This window comes from Streptomyces sp. NPDC048278 (assembly GCF_040652195.1).
In the GTDB taxonomy this organism is placed as follows: domain Bacteria; phylum Actinomycetota; class Actinomycetes; order Streptomycetales; family Streptomycetaceae; genus Streptomyces.
Map to the genome: position 1 here is coordinate 1 of NZ_JBEZLP010000018.1, position 18,602 is coordinate 18,602.

Below are 18,602 nucleotides of genomic sequence, written 5' to 3' on the forward strand. Positions count from 1 at the left end.
TGGGAGAGTGGGAGGGTGAACCGACTGGCCCATGAGACGTCCCCGTACCTCCTCCAGCACGCCGACAACCCCGTCGACTGGTGGCCCTGGTCGGCTGCCCCCGGGCCCCCGCAACCGGTCACAACCGGTCGCAATCGGTCACACCTGGTCTCAGATGGCCTCGACCGCCGGCATCGGTGCCGCCTCGTCCGCCTTCTGCGGCCCGCCCCGCAGCGGGACCTCCTTCACGAAGACCGCGGCCACCAGCACCAGCACCGCGATCACGGCGCCGAGCAGGAAGGCCGAGTGGGTACCGGCCGACACCGCGTGCTGGTACGCCTCGCGCGCCGCCGCCGGCAGCTTCGCCAGGCTCTTCGCGTCCAGCTGCGCCGACTGCTCGGTGATCTTGGAGCCCAGCGAGCCGGCCCGCTCGGCCATGACGTCCTGGACCCGGTTGTTGAAGATCGCGCCCATGATGGCGACACCGAAGGAGGAGCCGAGCGTCCGGAACAGGGTGGTGGACGAGGACGCGACGCCCATGTCCTTCATCTCCACGCTGTTCTGCGCGACCAGCATGGTGATCTGCATCAGACAGCCCATGCCGAGGCCGACGACGGCCATGTACACGCCGGACATGAACCGGGTGGTGTCGGTGTCCATGGTGGACAGCAGGTACAGGCCGATGGTGAGCAGCACACCGCCGGCGAGCGGGAAGATCTTGTAGCGGCCGGTGCTGGTGGTGACCCGGCCGGCGACCATCGAGGTCACCAGCATCGCGCCGAGCATCGGGAGCAGCAGCAGACCGGAGTTGGTGGCGGACGCGCCCTGCACGGACTGCTGGTACAGCGGCAGGAACAGCGTGGCGCCGAACATCACGAAGCCCACGATGAAGCCGATGATCGACATCAGGGTGAAGTTGCGGCTGCGGAAGATGTGCAGCGGCAGGACCGGCTCGGCGGCCTTGGTCTGCCAGAAGACGAAGCCGATCAGGGCGACGACGCCGATGGCGATCAGTTCCATGATCCGCGCGGACGTCCAGGCGTACTGCGAGCCGCCCCAGGTGGTGACCAGCACGATCGAGGTGATGCCGAGGGTCAGCAGACCGGCGCCGAGGTAGTCGATGCGCGTCTTGCTCCGCTTCTTCGGCAGGTGCAGTACGGCGCTGATGGCGGCCAGCGCGACCACGCCGAGCGGCAGGTTGATGTAGAAGGCCCAGCGCCAGCCCCAGTTGTCGGTGATGGTGCCGCCGACCAGCGGGCCGCCGATCATGGCGAGCGCCATGACGCCGGCCATCATGCCCTGGTACTTGCCGCGCTCGCGGGGCGGCACGAGGTCGCCGATGATCGCCATGACGCCGACCATCAGGCCGCCGGCGCCGAGGCCCTGGATCGCGCGGAACCCGATCAGCTGGCCCATGTCCTGGGCCATGCCGCTGAGCGCGGAGCCGATCAGGAAGATGACTATGGAGGTCATGAAGGCGCCCTTGCGCCCGTACATGTCACCGAGCTTGCCCCAGAGCGGGGTGGACGCCGCGGTGGCGAGGGTGTAGGCGGTCACGACCCACGACAGGTGCTCCAGGCCGCCCAGCTCGCCGACGATGGTCGGCATCGCCGTGCCCACGATCATGTTGTCGAGCATCGCGAGCATCATCGCGACCATGAGCGCGAGCATCACGACCCGTACGCTCCTGGGCTCCTTCTGCGGCGCCTCGGCCGCTGCCGGTGCCCCGGTCGCCCCCGGTGTTTCCTGCTTTTCCTGGGTTTCCTGGCCGGTCTCGGCCGCCTGGGTGTCCGCCATCTCTCCCACTCCCCCTGGCGACAGCTACTTACTTGCCGCCCGGCTAGTTCAGTACACTCGGAAGTTAGACCCGTTGCTAGCCGGGCGTCAAGTAAGTTTACTAGCCGGGCGGCAAGCAAGTTTTCGCGGGAGTGCGAGGAGTAAGAGGATGAGCGTCACCATGGACGGCACCAAGCAGCAGCGCCGCGGGAACACCCGCCAGCGCATCCAGGACGTGGCGCTCGAACTCTTCGCCGAGCAGGGCTACGAGAAGACCTCCCTGCGGGAGATCGCCGAGCACCTCGACGTGACCAAGGCGGCCCTGTACTACCACTTCAAGACCAAGGAAGAGATCCTGGTCAGCGTCTTCCAGGACCTGACGCAGCCGATCGAGGACCTGATCGAGTGGGGCAAGGGCCAGCCGCACACCCTGGAGACCAAGCAGGAGATCGTACGGCGCTACCACCAGGCGCTGAGCGACGCCGGGCCGCTGTTCCGGTTCATGCAGGAGAACCAGGCGACGGTCCGGGAGCTGCAGATCGGCGACACCTTCAAGGACCGGATGCGCGGCCTGCGGAACATCATCATCGACCCGGACGCGGCCCTGGCCGACCAGATCCGCTGCATCAGCGCGCTCTTCACGCTGCACGCCGGCATGTTCGTCATCCAGGACATCGAGGGCGACCCCCGGGAGAAGCGCGAGGCGGTCCTGGAGGTCGCCGTGGACCTGGTCACCCAGGCCCACCGGGGCTCACACCCCGCGTGACCGCCCCTTAGAGGGTCACGCCCTTGGCGCGCAGGAAGGCGACGGGGTCGATCGCGGAGCCGTAGTTCGGGGTCGTACGGATCTCGAAGTGCAGGTGCGGGCCGGAGGAGTTGCCGGTGTTGCCGGAGCGGGCGATGTGCTGACCGGTCTTGACGACCTGGCCGACCCTGACGTCGATGCGGGACAGGTGGGCGTACTGCGAGTACTGCCCGTTGCCGTGCTTGACGACGATGGCGTTGCCGTACGCGGGGCCGTCACCGGCGCCGTTGCCGCCGGCCTTGACGACGGTGCCGCCGTGCGCCGCGACGACCTCGGTGCCGCTCGGCACCGCGAAGTCCTGACCGCTGTGCCGGGCGGCCCACATGCCGCCGGCCTGGTTGAAGGACGCGGAGAGCGAGTACTTCTTCACCGGGTCGACCCAGGCCGCGGCGCTGGAGGTGGCGGCCGACGCGAGCCCGGATCCCACCACGGCCGTGACCCCGATGCCGGCGGCCAGAACGGCGGCCCGCTTGCGGAGCGAGGACGTACGGGGGGAACGGAGAGCGGCGCGCAGGGACATCGGAACCTCGTGGAGTAGGCGACAGGACCCCCCTCCGGCACCGGCCCACAGGGGGCGGCCACCGAACGGGGCATCCCTTGGTAACCCGGAGGCGGGCCTTCGCCCAACCCCCCGCGTCTACGAGGCTTGTTAGTAACGAGACCAGGGATTGACTGTTTCTTGACAGACTCCTCCCGGACGGCCAACCCCGCCCCGACCTCGGCACCCCGCCCGCGAACTCGCGACAAAAGTCCCTTCCTGTCCGAAATAGCCCCCTACTATCCCTCTTGGTAAGGGCCGTTTCCCCCGTGCGGTATGTCACCGGTCCCCGCGATCCACATCCGCCGAAATGTGACGGGCACTACGCTGACCGGCATTCGCACGACTACGGGGGTGGGCGCGGATGGATCCGGCGGTACTCGGCACGAAACTCGCGTCGAGCCTTGTCGCTCCGCTGGTCAAGCGTCTCTTCGTCCGTGACGCGGCCGGCGCCGGCCTGGTGGAACGGCCCGTGCGGGTGTCCGCCCTGGTGTCCTTCCGGGGTGAGAAACGCACGCTGACCGAACCGGACGTGCACAAGATCGCCGGCGTCCTCGTCCGCGAGGCCCTCCGGTCCCCGGGGGAGCGCCCCTTCCCGGCCGACGAGGAGACAGCCGTCGCCGACGCCCTCGCCCGTACCCTGCTCGCGCTCGGCAGCCTCGACATGGACGACGTCCAGGCGGTCCGCCTCGGCCACAGCGAGCTCGCCCGGGAACTCCTGCGCCGGGCCCCGGCGGAAGAGCTCTCCGCCGACGCCGGGTACTTCCTGCGTTCGGCCACCGAGTGGGCCTGCGTGCATGTGATCGACTTCTTCACCCGGCGCTCCTCCTTTGTCGCCCGCACCCTGGTGGAACAGGTCCGCGGCCAGGCCGAACTGATCTCCCGGGTCGACGAGCTGATCGCCCGCACCCCCCGCCAGGACGGGCGCGACAGCGCGTTCGAGCGCCGCTACCTCGCGTACATCGCCAAGAAGCACAGCAAGCTGTTCATCTACGGCATCGACCTGATCAACTCACCCGGCCGCTGGCCACTGGATGCCGCGTACCTGAGCCTCCAGGCGACCGCGCCCAGTAGCCTGGCCGAGGAGATCGTCTATTTCGACACGGCCCGGCGGAACGCGGAACGGACCCTCATCGCGGCGGAGAGCGCGTTACGGCAGGCGGCGACCACGGGCCTGAGCCAGGCCGCTCGGGAGCGCGTCCACCAGGCCAGGGCCACCATCGAACACGCCGTCCACCGCACCGCCTCCCTGGCCGCCCTGCACCAGACCTCCCGCATCCCGCTCCCGGCGGACGAGGCGCTGGCCGACCACGAGCGCATCATGCTGCGGGGGGAGGCCGGATCGGGCAAGACCACCCTCATCCAGTGGCTGGCGGTCTCCGCCGCCCGCCCCGCCGGCGACAGCGGGCGCATGACGTATCTGCGCGACCGGATCCCCTTCGTCCTGCCGCTGCGGTCCCTGACCCGGCACGGGGGACGGCTGCCCGCGCCCCGGCACTTCCTCGACACCGTGGGCGCGGCGATCGCCGGGGAGCAGCCGGCCGGCTGGGAGGCACGCGTCCTGACCGCCGGCCGGGGGCTGGTCCTCGTCGACGGGATCGACGAGGTACCCGAGGCCGAGCGGGCGCTTGCCCGGGCCTGGCTGGTGGACCTGGTCGACGCCTATCCGGGCAACCGCTGGCTGGTCACCTCACGGCCCTCGGCCGTCAGGGAGGACTGGCTGGCCGACGCGGCCTTCACCGAACTGGTGCTGTCCCCGATGCGGCCGGAGGACGTGGTCTCCTTCGTCCGCCGCTGGCACACCGCCGCCCGGCCGGCCGCACCGGGGGAGGACGACGACCTCGACCGGTACCAGGCCCAGCTGATCCATGCCGTGCGCGCGAAACCCGATCTCGGCCGGCTCGCCACCAACCCCCTCATGTGCGGGCTGATCTGCGCCCTCCACCGCGACCGCCGCGGCTTCCTCCCGCTCGGCCGCAAGGAGCTGTACGAGGCCGCCCTCACCATGCTGCTCGCCCGCCGCGACCGGGAGCGCGGGATGCCCAGCCCGGAACTGCGGGAGGAACCGCAGTTGCAGATCCTGCAGCGGCTGGCGTACTGGCTCATCAAGGACGGCCGGACCGAGATGGCCCGCGAGCGGGCCGTCGCCGAGATCGAGAAGGCGCTGCCCGCCCTGCCCGAAGCGTCCGCGCTCGGCGACGCCGACACGGTGCTGGCCCACCTGCTGAACCGCAGCGGCCTGCTGCGCGCCCCGTCCACCGACACCATCGACTTCTGCCACCGCACCTTCCAGGACTTCCTGGGCGCGCGGGCCCTGCTCGACGAGGGCACCTTCGGGATGGTCCACAAACATGCCGCCGACGACCAGTGGGAGGACGTCATCCGCATGGCGGTGGCGCAGGGCCGGCCGCGCGACCGCGGTCAGATCCTGGGCGAGTTGCTCCGCGCGGACTCCCCGCGCGCCCTGCTGCTCGCCGCGTCCTGCCTGGAGCAGGCCACCGAGCTGGACCCGTCGGTGCGCACCGCCATCGAGAACGGTGTCGCCGGGCTGGTGCCCCCGGCCGACCTGGAGTCCGCCTACGAACTGGCCGCCGTCGGCCCGCTCATCCTCGACTTCCTGCCCGCCCCCGAGCAGCTCGTCTCCTCCGGGGAAGAGACCCGCGCGGGCGACGGCGCCGCCGAGGCGGCCCACCTGTGCGTCATCACCGCCTCGCTGATCGGCACCGACACGGCGATCCCCTACCTCGCGGAGTTCGCCGGCCACGCCTCCTGGCGGGTCCGCAAGCAGCTCTCGGGCTCCTGGCACCGGTTCGACACGGAGGTGTACGGGCGGGAGGTGATCGCCCGGCTCCGCCACGACGACCTGTACCTGGTCGCGCACTCCGCCGCCGAACTCGCGGCCGTCCGCGCGATGGGCGGTCGCCGCTGGATGCAGCTGGAGGGCGACTTCGCCCCGGAGGACCTGGCGGCCCATCTGGACCCGGACCGGCTGACCCGGCTCGACCTGCGCGGCACCGTCCGGGACCTGTCGGTCCTGGCCCGCTTCCCGCGGCTGGAGACGCTGTACGTCACCGAATGCCAGCCCGAGGTCTTCCTCGCCGGCCTGGCCGAACTGCCGCTGCTCACCAAGGCCGGGCTGTCGGCCCAGCATGTGGCCGTCTCCGCGCAGGCCGGTCTCGTCCTCCCCCGGATCACCACTCTGCACATCTACGACCTCGGCACGGAACGGCAGTTGAGGTCCCTGCCGCCCGTCTTCCCTGCGCTGCGCGTACTGCGCCTCCTGCTGCGACCGGGCTACGACCCCCGCAAGGACAGCGGGCTGCTGACCGAGCTCTTCCCCGGCGTGTCGGTACGGGTCGCCGAGGGGGCCCGGCGCGGCAACCACGAGTGATGTCCCTGCGGCAACCACGAGTGACGTCCCCGGCCCACGCCGTGTGACCGGCCTCTCAGCCGGGATTACCCTCCAGTAACCCCGTGGTTCCCCTCGCGCCACCCGGGCCACAGATCATGCACCTGCCATCAGGTACGCGTACGGACGTGAGAGGACACCCCACACCGATGACCACAGGCACCTGGATCCGCCGCACAGCCGTCACCGCCGTCTCCGTGGCCGCGCTCGCGGGTATGGCCGCGCCGGCCCAGGCCGCGACGGAGAGCAGCTCCACCACGGTCGACTACGCCACCTGGCAGCAGGACTGCCAGTCCGTGATGGACCAGGCGCTGCCCTACCTGAAGAGCAGGATCGCCGCCGCGAAGCCCGGCGAGAAGCAGGCGATCGTCTTCGACATCGACAACACCACGCTGGAGACCGACTTCGGCTTCAGCTACCCCCAGCCGGCCAACAAGCCGGTCCTGAACGTCGCCAAGTACGCCCAGGAACACGGCGTCTCGCTGTTCTTCGTCACGGCCCGCCCGGGGATCATCTACCTCCCCACCGAGTACAACCTCGAACACGACGGCTACCAGGTCTCCGGCCTCTACGTCCGCGGCTTCCTCGACCTGTTCAAGGACGTCGCCGCCTACAAGACCGCCCAGCGCGTCGACATCGAGAACAAGGGCTACGACATCATCGCGAACATCGGCAACAGCGCCACCGACCTCTCGGGCGGCCACGCCGACAAGACGTTCAAGCTGCCCGACTACAACGGTCAGTTGTCGTAACCCACCGCTAGGCTCGCTCTGTTCGCGGAATTCACGGGGGTGGGCGGATGGAGCCGGCGGTACTCGGCGGCAAGCTGGTGTCGAGCCTGATGGGCCCGCTGCTGAAGAAGCTCTTCGTGGCGGACGGGCCGGGCGCGGGGCTGGTGGACAGGCCGGTGCGGCTGAAGAGCCTGGTGTCCTTCCGCGGCGAGAAGCGCGCGCTGGTCGAGAAGGACGTGCACAAGCTCGCCGAGCACCTGGTCCGGCAGGCGGTCGACTCACCCGGTGAGCCGCCCTTCCGGACCAGGGAACAGGTCGCCGTCGCCGACGCGCTGGCCCGCAGACTGCTCGCGCTCGGCGATCTCGACATGGACGACGTGCAGGCGGTCCGGCTGGGCCACCTCGAACTGGCCGCGAAGCTCAAGCGCGCGGCGCCCGCGCCCGACGGCCTCTCCTCCGACGCCTGCCACTTCCTGGACTCCGCGACCGAGTGGGCCTGCCTGCAGATCCTGGAGTTCTTCACCCGCCGCTCCACCTTTGTGACCCGCACCCTGGTGGAACAGGCCCGGGCCCATGCCGAACTCATCGCCAAGGTCGACGAGCTGCTCGCCCGCTCACCGCGCCCCGGCGCCGCCGACACCGCGTTCGAGCGCCGCTACCGCGCCCACGTCGCCGAACGCCACAACCACATCACCATCTACGGCATCGACCTGCGGGACTCCCCCGACCGCTGGCCGCTCGAAGTGGCCTATCTGAGCCTGGAGGCGACGGCCGCCGACGAGGGCTCCGCCTCGGGAGACACCCCCCTCACCCGTCAGCTGCCCGCCGAGGAGGCCCTGCTCGCCCACGACCGCGTCCTGCTGCGCGGCGACGCGGGCTCCGGCAAGACGACGCTGGTCCAGTGGGTGGCGGTGACGGCGGCCCGCGAGGGCACGCACATCCCGTACGTCCTCCCGCTGCGCACCCTGATCCGCGGCGCCGGCGCCTTCCCCGCGCCCGCCGCCTTCCTGACCGCGGTCGGCAGCCCGCTGACCGCACCCGAGGGCTGGGCGGAACGCGTCCTGGCGGCCGGCCGCGCCCTGGTCCTCGTGGACGGCCTGGACGAGATCCCCGACGCCGACCGCAACCGCGCCCGGGACTGGCTGGGCTCCCTCCTCCACGCCTTCCCGGGCAACCGCTGGCTGCTGACCTCCCGCCCCACCGCGGTCCGCTCCGACTGGCTCGCCCCGGAGGGCTTCGGCGAACTGACCCTCGCCCCCATGCGCCGCACGGACGTGGCGACCTTCGTCCACCGCTGGCACACGGCGGCCCGCGCCCCGGAGTTCGAGGGCCCGCTCCTCGACTCCCTGCGCACCAAACGCGACCTGGCCCGGCTCGCCACCAACCCCCTCATGTGCGGCCTGATCTGCGCCCTGCACCGCGAACGCCGCGGCTACCTCCCCACCGGCCGCAAGGAGTTGTACGACGCCGCCCTCGCGATGCTGCTGGCGCGCCGGGACCGGGAGCGCGGCATGGGATCCGTGGACGAGGTCGAGCTGGGCGAGGAGGCCCAGCTGGAGCTGCTCCAGCGCCTCGCCTACGCGCTGGTGCTGAGCGGCCGTACCGAGATGGACCTGGAGACGGCCGAGGCGATCGTGGACCGCTGTCTGCCGTCCGTCGCGCTGCCCGGCGGCCGGGACGCGCCGACCGTGCTGCGCACCCTGCTCCTGCGCAGCGGCATGGTCCGCCGGCCCGCCGACGGCGTCCTGGACTTCGTGCACCGCACCTTCCAGGACTACCTGGGCGCACGCTACGCGGTGGAGGAGGGCCACCTGGACGTCCTCGCCGGCCACGCGGACGACACCCAGTGGGAAGACGTGATCCGGATGGCCGTGGCCCATGCCCGGCCCCGGGAACGGGCCGCTCTGCTCCGGCAGTTGCTCGCGCGGGAGGTCCCCCGGCTGACCCTGCTGGCGCTGGCCTGCCTGGAGCACGCGGCGGCGCTGGACGCGGGCGTGCGGGCGGAGGTGGAACGGCGGGCGGCGGAGCTGATCCCGCCACCGACCGCCGAGGACGCGAAGGCGCTGGCGGAGGCGGGGCCGCTGGTGCTGGAGCTGCTGCCGGGACCCGAGGGGCTGACCCGGCAGGAGGCGCTGGGCGTCACCATCACCGCATCGGTGCTCGGCGCCGAGGAGCCGGAGGGTGCCCTCGGGGTGCTGCGCCGGTTCCGCGGACATCCCGATCTGGAGGTGCGCCGGCAGCTCGCGGGGACCTGGAGCCGCTTCGACACCGTGACCTACGCGTCGGAGGTGCTGGACCACCTGGACCGGGACCAGCTCTTCGTGCGCTGCGAGTCCGCCGAGCAGCGGACGGCGCTGGCCAGGATGCGGCCCTGGCAGGGTCTCGCGTTCCTGGGCGCGCACTCCGCCGGGCAGATCCTGGCCGCCGTGACCGAGCCGGAGGTCCTGGTCTACCTGGACCTGCGGGACAACCTGGTCCTCACCGACCTGGGCGCGCTGCCGCGCTTCGGGTCCCTGCGCAGGCTGCACCTGGCCCGCTGCCCCGAGGTGCGGGACCTGGACCGGCTCGCGGAACTCCCGCTGGACGAGCTCGTCTGCGGACAGGTCGCCGATGTCACCGGCCTCGGGGCACTGCGCTCGCTGACCCGGCTCACCGTGGAGCAGGAGCTGCCGGGCGAGAGCCTCACCGACGTCCTGCCCGTCGGGGCCGAGCTGGAATTCCTGTTCCTCGGCCGGAACAGCACCGACCGCACCGGCCTGCGGGGCCTGGAGCACTGGGAAAGCCTCACCGACCTCAGCCTCGGACCGCTGACGAGGGAACTGTCGGCGGCCGACTGGCAGGCGGTCGCCGCACTGCCCAGGATGGAGCGCCTGCACCTGAACGCGCGGATCCTCCGAGAGCTGCCGCTGTCCGTCGAGCACATGCCGGAACTCTCCGGCGTCCGGGTACTGCGCGTCCCCGGGCTGCTCGGCACCGAGGACTTCTCCGTCCTGGCACGTCGGCTGCCTGCGGTGCGCTCCGTGATCCTGCAGAACATGCCGGGGCACGTCTTCTCCCCAGACCTCGTTTCGGAGCACTTTCCGGAGGCGAACGTCACCCGGGTGAAACGCTGAAACGGGGCCGGTGCTGAAAGCACCGGCCCCGTTTCCTTCGGCTTCGGGCCCGCGGCCCCGAGGCTTACGCCTCCTTGCTCAGGTTCGGACCGGCTCCGCCGGCCGCCTGCTCGATCGGCGGGACGTCGGGCAGGGCCGACTTCTCCTCGCCGCGGAAGGTGAAGGTCTTGGTGTCGCCCTCGCCCTCCGTGTCGACGACCACGATGTGACCGGGGCGCAGCTCGCCGAAGAGGATCTTCTCCGAGAGCGTGTCCTCGATCTCGCGCTGGATCGTGCGACGCAGCGGACGCGCGCCCAGCACCGGGTCGTAGCCCTTCTTGGACAGCAGTTCCTTGGCGGACTGGGAGAGCTCGATGCCCATGTCCCGGTCCTTGAGGCGCTCGTCCACCTTGCCGACCATCAGGTCGACGATCCGCAGGATGTCCTCCTGCGTCAGCTGCGGGAAGACGACCACGTCGTCGACGCGGTTGAGGAACTCGGGCCGGAAGTGCTGCTTGAGCTCGTCCTGGACCTTGTTCTTCATGCGCTCGTAGTTGGACTTCGTGTCACCCGTGGCCGCGAAGCCCAGGTTGAAGCCCTTGGAGATGTCCCGGGTGCCGAGGTTGGTCGTCATGATGATGACCGTGTTCTTGAAGTCCACGACCCGGCCCTGGGAGTCGGTCAGGCGACCGTCCTCCAGGATCTGCAGCAGGCTGTTGAAGATGTCCGGGTGGGCCTTCTCCACCTCGTCGAAGAGGACGACGGAGAACGGCTTGCGGCGGACCTTCTCGGTCAGCTGGCCGCCCTCCTCGTAGCCCACGTAGCCGGGGGGCGAGCCGAAGAGCCGCGACACTGTGTGCTTCTCGCTGAACTCCGACATGTCGAGGGAGATCAGCGCGTCCTCGTCACCGAAGAGGAACTCAGCGAGGGCCTTGGACAGCTCGGTCTTACCGACACCGGACGGGCCGGCGAAGATGAACGAGCCACCGGGGCGCTTCGGGTCCTTCAGACCGGCACGCGTACGGCGGATCGCCTTCGACAGCGCCTTGACGGCGTCGACCTGGCCGATGACCCGCTTGTGGAGCTCGTCCTCCATGCGCAGCAGACGCGAGGACTCCTCCTCGGTCAGCTTGAAGACCGGGATGCCGGTGGCCGTGGCGAGGACCTCGGCGATCAGCTCGCCGTCGACCTCGGCGACGACGTCCATGTCGCCGGCCTTCCACTCCTTCTCCCGCTTGGCCTTGGCGGCCAGGAGCTGCTTCTCCTTGTCGCGGAGGGAGGCGGCCTTCTCGAAGTCCTGCGAGTCGATCGCGGACTCCTTGTCCCGGCGGACGGCGGCGATCTTCTCGTCGAACTCGCGCAGGTCCGGCGGCGCGGTCATCCGGCGGATGCGCATCCGGGAACCGGCCTCGTCGATCAGGTCGATCGCCTTGTCCGGCAGGAAGCGGTCCGAGATGTACCGGTCGGCCAGGGTGGCGGCCTGGACCAGCGCCTCGTCCGTGATGGAGACCCGGTGGTGGGCCTCGTACCGGTCACGCAGACCCTTGAGGATCTCGATCGTGTGCGGCAGGGACGGCTCGGCGACCTGGATGGGCTGGAAGCGGCGCTCGAGGGCCGCGTCCTTCTCCAGGTGCTTGCGGTACTCGTCCAGGGTGGTGGCACCGATGGTCTGCAGCTCACCGCGGGCCAGCATCGGCTTCAGGATCGAAGCGGCGTCGATGGCGCCCTCGGCGGCACCCGCACCGACCAGCGTGTGCAGCTCGTCGATGAACAGGATGATGTCGCCGCGGGTGCGGATCTCCTTGAGCACCTTCTTCAGGCGCTCCTCGAAGTCACCGCGGTAGCGGGAGCCGGCGACCAGGGCGCCGAGGTCGAGGGTGTAGAGGTGCTTGTCCTTGAGGGTCTCGGGCACCTCGCCCTTGACGATGGCCTGGGCGAGGCCCTCGACGACGGCGGTCTTGCCGACGCCGGGCTCACCGATCAGGACCGGGTTGTTCTTGGTACGGCGGGACAGCACCTGCATGACCCGCTCGATCTCCTTCTCGCGCCCGATGACCGGGTCGAGCTTGGACTCACGAGCGGCCTGGGTGAGGTTCCGGCCGAACTGGTCGAGGACCAGGGACGTCGAGGGGGTGCCCTCGGCAGGGCCGCCCGCGGTGGCGGTCTCCTTGCCCTGGTAGCCGGAGAGCAGCTGGATGACCTGCTGCCGCACCCGGTTGAGATCAGCGCCCAGCTTGACCAGGACCTGGGCGGCGACGCCCTCGCCCTCACGGATCAGGCCGAGCAGGATGTGCTCCGTGCCGATGTAGTTGTGGCCGAGCTGAAGGGCCTCCCGGAGCGACAGCTCCAGGACCTTCTTGGCACGGGGGGTGAAGGGGATGTGCCCGGACGGGGCCTGCTGGCCCTGGCCGATGATCTCCTCCACCTGCTGGCGGACCGCCTCGAGCGAAATCCCGAGGCTCTCAAGGGCCTTGGCGGCGACACCCTCACCCTCGTGGATCAGGCCCAGGAGGATGTGCTCGGTGCCGATGTAGTTGTGGTTGAGCATCCGGGCTTCTTCCTGAGCCAGGACGACAACCCGCCGCGCGCGGTCGGTGAACCTCTCGAACATCGTTAATCGCTCCTCAGAGCGGTCAGGCAGTGGGGGGAACTTCCCCTCCCTGTCCTTCCGCAGCTTAGTCCCGCAAGCGGGGACCGCTCATTCCAACTGCCGACACCGTCGATGGCCTCCTGACCCCGAACGCCGACATCTGCTCCAACCCGATGGTGCGAGACGATGTTCCCGCAGGCCAGGCAGTTACCCCTTCCGCCAGTACGCCGATGGCGAACGTGAGACGGTCTCGCCTGCGTGTCGCCCCCTCCCACTAGGAATGTCTTACCCGCAGCTACTGACAGTCCATGCCGTGTGCCCCCGGTCCCTCCGCTACGGGCGAACAACCTTGCGTCCCTCCGGACCTCCGCACACCCGTCCTTCGGGGACCGTTCGCAGTCGTACGGACACCCAGCGTAACTCCGGCGGCCTCCGGACGGTTGCGCCTGGCATGGCTGGCACAGCACCTCTGGCCGCTTCAACGGTCCCTCACCCCCGTCGCCCGTTCGATTCCGCTTCCGGCACGGTCCGGCACTGGTACGAGAACGATCTGGGGTGGGCAACGGTGCCCGCGGTGCCCGGAGAGCCGCTACGGCTGGTCACGGGTGTGCGTTTCGACGTGCTGGAGGTGCCGGCGCGGGCGGGGGTGCGGGCGCTCGGGCACCTGGCGCCGGGCTCTCCGGTGGCCCTTCAGGGCGACAGGATGCGGCTGCTGGTGGCGGCGGGCAGCGCGGAGGAGCTGCCGGGGCTGCTGGCCTGGCTGGAGTGGGGCGCACCGGCCCTCGGACTCGATCTGCGGGCGCTGGGCGCCGGAGGCGCGATGGACGCTCCGGCACGGCCCGGCCCGGCCGGGCCCGTACAGGGGGCCGCCGCCTGGTTGCGGCCCCCCGAGTCGGGGTGCGAGGTCGAGGCCTCGCTGCCGACGCTGTCGGCCATGGGGGGCGTCGGGAACGCCCCCGATCTCGTACGGCTGGTGAACACGGTGGCCACGGAGTGCCACCGGGTCCGGCTGCGGCGCGTGGGCCGCGGGCCGGAGAACGGTCAGGCGTTCGCGTCCTCGTAGGCCTGGCGGATCGTCGCCGGAACACGGCCGCGGTCGTTGACGTCGTAACCGTTCTCCTTGGCCCACGCGCGAATCTGCGCGGTGTCCTGGCTGCCGCCGGAAGCCGCACGGGCCTTTCCGCGTCCGCCCGAAGCACGGCCACCGGTACGCCGGCCGCCCTTGACATACGGGTCGAGAAGGCCGCGCAGCTTGTCCGCATTGGCGGTCGTGAGGTCGATCTCGTACGTCTTGCCGTCCAACGCGAACGTCACGGTCTCGTCCGCCTCGCCGCCGTCGAGGTCGTCGACAAGAAGGACCTGAACCTTCTGTGCCACCGGATTTCCTTTCATCGATAACTTCAGGGCCGGGGTCTGCGGCGCCCGCCGTTTCGCCGCCCCCTGTTATATGCAGTACTGCAGTACGTCGGAAAGCAAACCGCTTTTGCGGGAAAAACACAAACCCCTGGGAGAGGCCGAGGGGCCCGCTCCCACGCGGAAACATGCGCGTTTCGGACATAGGGCACCTGGGCAAGGGGCGATCCTGGAATAGCGGTCCGATCTCCCGCCCCGATGACCCTTGTCCGCCGCCATCGCTCTCGCCATCCCTCTCGGCGATCACAGATGCAGAAGCATCCGGCTGTTGCCCAAGGTGTTCGGTTTCACTCGTTCGAGTCCGAGGAACTCCGCGACTCCCTCGTCATAGGAACGCAGCAGCTCCGCGTAGACATCGGTGTCCACGGGTGTCTCGCCGATCTCCACGAAGCCGTGCTTCCCGAAGAACTCGACTTCGAAGGTCAGACAGAAAACACGGCGAACACCAAGCCAACGTGCGGTCTCCAGCAACTTCTCCAGCAACTGATGACCGACACCGGCGCCCTTGAGGCCCCGGTTCACCGCGAGAGTGCGCACTTCCGCGAGGTCTTCCCACATCACGTGCAGTGCGCCGCAGCCGACCACCTCGGCGTTGTCGTCGCGTTCCGCGACCCAGAACTCCTGGATGTCCTCGTAAAGCGTCACCATGGCTTTGTCGAGCAGGATGCGGTCGCGCACGTACACGTCGAGGAGGCGGCGCACGGCCGGGACATCGCTGGTCCGGGCCCGCCGGACGGTGATGGCTTTTGCGGTGACTTCGGGGCGCGTCGCTGACATGAGCGGACGCTATCGCCCGCCGGCGTCCGCGACGGAGCCGGGGTTCTCCTCTTGCGGAGCTTCCCGCTCTTCCCTCTCTTCGTGCCGTTCCCGGCTATCCGGACCCTGCACGATGCGTACCGCGTCCTGCAGGGCCTGGCGCTGTTCGTCGCTCATCATCCCGAAGAAGGCGACGAGTGCGGCGGCCGGGTTGTCGCTCTGCGACCACGCGTCGTTCATCAGGGCGGCGGCGTAGGCGGCCCGGGTCGAGACGGCCTCATATCGATAGGCGCGCCCTTCGGCCTCCCGCCGGACCCAGCCCTTCTGATGGAGATTGTCCAAAACGGTCATCACCGTGGTGTACGCGATGGACCGTTCCTGCTGAAGGTCTTCCAGGACTTCTCGAACGGTCACCGGGCGGTTCCACTTCCACACCCGCGTCATGACCGCGTCTTCGAGTTCTCCCAATGGGCGAGGCACAGCTCAGAACAATAGTGGGAGATCCCGGTAATGGCGTGCCGGACGTGCACGTTCACCGACAAAGACGAACAAAAAGGGCGTACGACTCGGAAAGTGCGGTACGCCGTGGCGGGTGCGGCCCGGCCCTCAGACGCCGTCGGTCTTGGAGACGGCGGTCCGGCGGGCGTTCTCCGCGAAGGCCGCATCGACGGCGGCGTCCTCCTTGGCCTTGGCGGCCCCGCCCTGGGTCTTCACGATCACCCGGACCAGGCCGATGAAGAAGACGGCCATGACGACCGGAGGAATGAGCGCGGAGACGTAGTCCATGGGTCCAGAGTAGCCACGGAGTACCGGGCGAAAGGGGCGGGGTGGGCGAACCACTCCACAACCCCCCGCCAGCTGCCGTTTTCTCAGCCCGCGGCGAGTTGCTGCGGGGGCCCGGCCGGCGGTGCCGCAGGGGGCCGGCGGCGCGGGAAGACCTCGCCCGGCGTGGGGATGGGCCGCTTCGGCGTGGCGGGCTCGGGAGCGGCGGGCCGCGGGGCGGGCCGCTCCGCGGGCTTCTCCTTGGGCTTCTTCTCCGGCTCGTCGGCCACCCCGCCCGGCAGGGCCGTCAGCCGGACCCTGGAGGCCGGAACGGCCGGCGCCGGTACCTTCCGCGCACCCTGGGCGAGCCGGGCCCGCACGTCGCGCTCGGCGAGGTCCTGGCAGCGGACGAGCAGAGCCGCGGCACCGGCGTCCCCGCGCAGCGCCCGCAGCGCGGCGAGGTCGTCCGGGGTGGGCCGGTGCCCGGCCCCCAGCGCCTCCTCCAGGAGGGCGAGGTATCCGGCGCCGGCCCCCGGCAGAGCGGCACGGTAGCGGGCCAGATCGGCCACCAGGAAGGCACGCAGCCGGGCCCCCTCGCCGATCGCCTCGTCGAGCGACTCGGCGAGCCGATGACAGTCCTTGACGTCCTCGGCGGAGACGGGACCGGGGTGAAGGGCGAGGGCGAGAGCACGGCGGAGCACACGCAGCTCCTCCGCACCGAACGCCATGCCGCCGCGGGATCCGTATGGCGTGGGCATGGACCGAAGATACGCGTAAATCAGACAAACTCGACATAGGGGGCGGGGCGTGGCGCGACACGGCCACCCACCTGGACTCTGTTTGAGGACGAAGGCCGGTCCGCACCCCCTTCAGCCCGTCCGGCGTTTGAGGACGAGGCCGAAGGCCGAAGCGGGGGTCCGGGGGCGGCAGCCCCCGAAGGCGGCCACCCCCACCACCCGTCACATCCGCGACACGTTCCGCTCGTACACCAGCCGCAGCCCCACCAGCGTCAGCCACGGCTCGTGCTCGTCGATCACCGACGACTCCCCAAGGACCATGGGCGCCAGCCCACCGGTGGCGATCACCGTCACGTCGTCGGGATCGTCCGCGAGCTCCCGCGCCATCCGGCCGACCACCCCGTCGACCTGCCCGGCGAACCCGTACACGATGCCCGCCTGCATGGCCTCCACCGTGTTCTTGCCGATCACGCTCCGCGGCCGGGCCACCTCGATCTTCCGCAGCTGGGCGCCCCTGACGCCCAGCGCCTCCACGGAGATCTCGATGCCGGGCGCGATCACACCCCCGACGTACTCCCCGCGCGCGGACACCGCGTCGAAGGTCGTGGCCGTCCCGAAGTCGACGACGATCGCCGGCCCGCCGAACAGCTCGACGGCGGCGACCGCGTTGATGATCCGGTCGGCGCCGACCTCCTTGGGGTTGTCGGTGAGGATCGGCACCCCGGTCTTCACCCCCGGTTCCACCAGCACCGCCGGCACGTCGCCGTAGTACCGCCGGGTGACCTCGCGCAGCTCGTGCAGCACGCTCGGCACGGTCGCGCAGATCGCGATCCCGTCGATGCCGTCGCCGAGCTCGTCGCCGAGCAGCGGGTGCATGCCCATCAGGCCCTGGAGGAGCACCGCCAGCTCGTCGGCGGTACGGCGCGCGTCCGTGGAGATGCGCCAGTGCTCGACGATGTCCTCGCCGTCGAAGAGCCCGAGGACGGTGTGCGTGTTGCCGACGTCGATCGTGAGGAGCATCGGGTCACTCCGCGTCGCGCAGGTCCAGGCCGATGTCCAGGATCGGCGAGGAGTGGGTGAGGGCGCCGACGGCCAGGAAGTCCACGCCGGTGTCGGCGTACGCCCGCGCGTTGTCCAGCGTGAGCCGCCCGGACGCCTCCAGGAGCGCGCGCCCGTCGACGATCGCGACGGCCTCCTCGCACTCCATCGGCGTGAAGTTGTCCAGCAGGATCAGGTCGGCGCCCGCGTCGACCACCTCGCGCAGCTGGTGCAGGGTGTCGACCTCGACCTCGATCGCCAGCTCGGGGAACGCCTCCCGGACCGCCTTGAAGGCCTGGGCGACGCCGCCGGCGGCGACCACGTGGTTGTCCTTGACCAGGGCCGCGTCGGAGAGCGACATGCGGTGGTTGGCGCCGCCGCCGCTGCGCACCGCGAACTTCTCCAGGGCCCGGAGCCCCGCGGTGGTCTTGCGGGTGTCCCGCACGCGTGCCCGGGTGCCGTCCAGGGCGTCCGCCCACGCGCGCGTGGCGGTCGCGATGCCGGACATCCGGCACAGCAGGTTCAGCGCGCTGCGCTCGGCGGTGAGCAGGTCGCGGGTGCGCGTGGTGATCGACAGCAGCGGCTGTCCGGCCTCGACCCGGTCGCCGTCCTCGACGTGCCGTTCGACCTCGAACTCGTCGGTGCAGACCACGGAGACCACGGCCTCGGCGACCCGGAGGCCCGCGACGACACCGGCCTCGCGCGCGACGAAGTCGCCGGTCGCGACCGCGTCCTCGGGGATGGTCGCGACGGTCGTCACGTCCACGCCGCCCGCCAGGTCCTCCTGGATCGCCACGTTGGCGATGTCCTCGACCTCGACGGGGTCGAGCCCGGCGGCGGCCAGCAGTTCGGCGAGCGCGGGGTCCAGCCCGCACACTGCGTATTCTGCGGCCCCCTCATAGCCCTCGGCGCCACAGGCACAGCCGTCGCCGCAGCCGCCGCCGTCGGCGAGGGGAAGGTCGTTGGTGCTCACGTC

15 protein-coding genes and 1 pseudogene are annotated in these 18,602 nt (G+C 70.4%); 6 read left to right on the forward strand and 10 right to left on the reverse strand.

Annotated elements, in window-relative coordinates:
* Positions 1–15: 15 nt before the first annotated feature.
* Positions 16–93, forward strand: a pseudogene (locus AB0D74_RS28180) (DUF255 domain-containing protein); the annotation flags it as partial.
* A gap of 57 nt (positions 94–150) precedes the next feature.
* Here AB0D74_RS28180 and AB0D74_RS28185 read toward each other — a convergent pair.
* Positions 151–1,776, reverse strand: a complete 1,626-nt coding sequence (locus AB0D74_RS28185) for an MDR family MFS transporter (protein WP_362592809.1) — start codon at positions 1,774–1,776, stop codon at positions 151–153.
* Between the two features lie 148 nt (positions 1,777–1,924).
* Between AB0D74_RS28185 and AB0D74_RS28190 the strand changes: the two genes are divergently transcribed.
* The gene (locus tag AB0D74_RS28190; RefSeq protein WP_362592812.1) at positions 1,925–2,521 is read left to right on the forward strand and encodes a TetR/AcrR family transcriptional regulator; all 597 of its coding nucleotides are present in this window, start codon (positions 1,925–1,927) and stop codon (positions 2,519–2,521) included.
* Positions 2,522–2,528: 7 nt separating this feature from the next.
* Here AB0D74_RS28190 and AB0D74_RS28195 read toward each other — a convergent pair whose 3' ends face one another.
* On the reverse strand, positions 2,529–3,080 hold the full coding sequence (locus tag AB0D74_RS28195; RefSeq protein ID WP_362592814.1) for a M23 family metallopeptidase: 552 nt from the start codon (positions 3,078–3,080) through the stop codon (positions 2,529–2,531).
* Between the two features lie 382 nt (positions 3,081–3,462).
* On the opposite strand from AB0D74_RS28195, the gene AB0D74_RS28200 reads away from it, so the two are divergent.
* The 3 genes from AB0D74_RS28200 to AB0D74_RS28210 all read left to right on the forward strand — a co-directional run bounded on the left by AB0D74_RS28200 (position 3,463) and on the right by AB0D74_RS28210 (position 10,351).
* The gene (locus tag AB0D74_RS28200; protein WP_362592817.1) at positions 3,463–6,489 is read left to right on the forward strand and encodes an NACHT domain-containing protein; all 3,027 of its coding nucleotides are present in this window, start codon (positions 3,463–3,465) and stop codon (positions 6,487–6,489) included.
* 167 nt (positions 6,490–6,656) lie between these two features.
* Complete coding sequence (locus AB0D74_RS28205) at positions 6,657–7,259, forward strand: HAD family acid phosphatase (protein WP_362592821.1); 603 nt, start codon at positions 6,657–6,659, stop codon at positions 7,257–7,259.
* 47 nt (positions 7,260–7,306) lie between these two features.
* Complete coding sequence (locus tag AB0D74_RS28210) at positions 7,307–10,351, forward strand: NACHT domain-containing protein (RefSeq protein WP_362592824.1); 3,045 nt, start codon at positions 7,307–7,309, stop codon at positions 10,349–10,351.
* 64 nt (positions 10,352–10,415) lie between these two features.
* Here the strand turns inward: AB0D74_RS28210 and AB0D74_RS28215 are convergent, their stop codons facing one another.
* Entirely contained in the window at positions 10,416–12,941 is a 2,526-nt protein-coding gene (locus tag AB0D74_RS28215; RefSeq protein WP_362592826.1) for an ATP-dependent Clp protease ATP-binding subunit, read from the reverse strand.
* A gap of 430 nt (positions 12,942–13,371) precedes the next feature.
* Here AB0D74_RS28215 and AB0D74_RS28220 point away from each other — a divergent pair, with 430 nt between their 5' ends.
* Positions 13,372–13,983, forward strand: a complete 612-nt coding sequence (locus tag AB0D74_RS28220; RefSeq protein ID WP_362592829.1) for an SCO3374 family protein — start codon at positions 13,372–13,374, stop codon at positions 13,981–13,983.
* Here the strand turns inward: AB0D74_RS28220 and AB0D74_RS28225 are convergent.
* The 7 genes from AB0D74_RS28225 to nadC all read right to left on the reverse strand — a co-directional run bounded on the left by AB0D74_RS28225 (position 13,962) and on the right by nadC (position 18,599).
* Complete coding sequence (locus AB0D74_RS28225) at positions 13,962–14,297, reverse strand: Lsr2 family protein (RefSeq protein ID WP_093500012.1); 336 nt, start codon at positions 14,295–14,297, stop codon at positions 13,962–13,964. The two genes, AB0D74_RS28220 and AB0D74_RS28225, sit on opposite strands and share 22 nt — an antisense overlap.
* A gap of 279 nt (positions 14,298–14,576) precedes the next feature.
* Positions 14,577–15,110, reverse strand: a complete 534-nt coding sequence (locus tag AB0D74_RS28230; protein WP_362592833.1) for an amino-acid N-acetyltransferase — start codon at positions 15,108–15,110, stop codon at positions 14,577–14,579.
* A gap of 9 nt (positions 15,111–15,119) precedes the next feature.
* Complete coding sequence (locus AB0D74_RS28235; protein WP_362592836.1) at positions 15,120–15,557, reverse strand: BlaI/MecI/CopY family transcriptional regulator; 438 nt, start codon at positions 15,555–15,557, stop codon at positions 15,120–15,122.
* 138 nt (positions 15,558–15,695) lie between these two features.
* Entirely contained in the window at positions 15,696–15,875 is a 180-nt protein-coding gene (locus tag AB0D74_RS28240) for a hypothetical protein (protein ID WP_362592839.1), read from the reverse strand.
* A gap of 83 nt (positions 15,876–15,958) precedes the next feature.
* The gene (locus tag AB0D74_RS28245) at positions 15,959–16,579 is read right to left on the reverse strand and encodes a hypothetical protein (protein ID WP_362593232.1); all 621 of its coding nucleotides are present in this window, start codon (positions 16,577–16,579) and stop codon (positions 15,959–15,961) included.
* A 231-nt stretch (positions 16,580–16,810) separates the two neighbouring features.
* The gene (locus tag AB0D74_RS28250; RefSeq protein ID WP_351714172.1) at positions 16,811–17,608 is read right to left on the reverse strand and encodes a type III pantothenate kinase; all 798 of its coding nucleotides are present in this window, start codon (positions 17,606–17,608) and stop codon (positions 16,811–16,813) included.
* Between the two features lie 4 nt (positions 17,609–17,612).
* A complete protein-coding gene (nadC, locus tag AB0D74_RS28255) occupies positions 17,613–18,599 on the reverse strand; it encodes a carboxylating nicotinate-nucleotide diphosphorylase (protein WP_362592843.1) in 987 nt (328 codons plus the stop codon).
* Positions 18,600–18,602: the final 3 nt, after the last annotated feature.

Bases quoted from the DNA above. Each gene is read 5' to 3' on its own strand.
- AB0D74_RS28185 (WP_362592809.1), bottom strand. From the start codon at position 1,776: ATGGCGGACACCCAGGCGGCCGAGACCGGCCAGGAAACCCAGGAAAAG.
- AB0D74_RS28250 (WP_351714172.1), bottom strand. From the start codon at position 17,608: ATGCTCCTCACGATCGACGTCGGCAACACGCACACCGTCCTCGGGCTC.
- AB0D74_RS28195 (WP_362592814.1), bottom strand. From the start codon at position 3,080: ATGTCCCTGCGCGCCGCTCTCCGTTCCCCCCGTACGTCCTCGCTCCGC.
- AB0D74_RS28200 (WP_362592817.1), top strand. From the start codon at position 3,463: ATGGATCCGGCGGTACTCGGCACGAAACTCGCGTCGAGCCTTGTCGCT.
- AB0D74_RS28190 (WP_362592812.1), top strand. From the start codon at position 1,925: ATGAGCGTCACCATGGACGGCACCAAGCAGCAGCGCCGCGGGAACACC.
- AB0D74_RS28210 (WP_362592824.1), top strand. From the start codon at position 7,307: ATGGAGCCGGCGGTACTCGGCGGCAAGCTGGTGTCGAGCCTGATGGGC.
- AB0D74_RS28220 (WP_362592829.1), top strand. From the start codon at position 13,372: ATGGCTGGCACAGCACCTCTGGCCGCTTCAACGGTCCCTCACCCCCGT.
- AB0D74_RS28240 (WP_362592839.1), bottom strand. From the start codon at position 15,875: ATGGACTACGTCTCCGCGCTCATTCCTCCGGTCGTCATGGCCGTCTTC.
- AB0D74_RS28205 (WP_362592821.1), top strand. From the start codon at position 6,657: ATGACCACAGGCACCTGGATCCGCCGCACAGCCGTCACCGCCGTCTCC.
- AB0D74_RS28245 (WP_362593232.1), bottom strand. From the start codon at position 16,579: ATGGCGTTCGGTGCGGAGGAGCTGCGTGTGCTCCGCCGTGCTCTCGCC.
- AB0D74_RS28215 (WP_362592826.1), bottom strand. From the start codon at position 12,941: ATGTTCGAGAGGTTCACCGACCGCGCGCGGCGGGTTGTCGTCCTGGCT.
- AB0D74_RS28230 (WP_362592833.1), bottom strand. From the start codon at position 15,110: ATGTCAGCGACGCGCCCCGAAGTCACCGCAAAAGCCATCACCGTCCGG.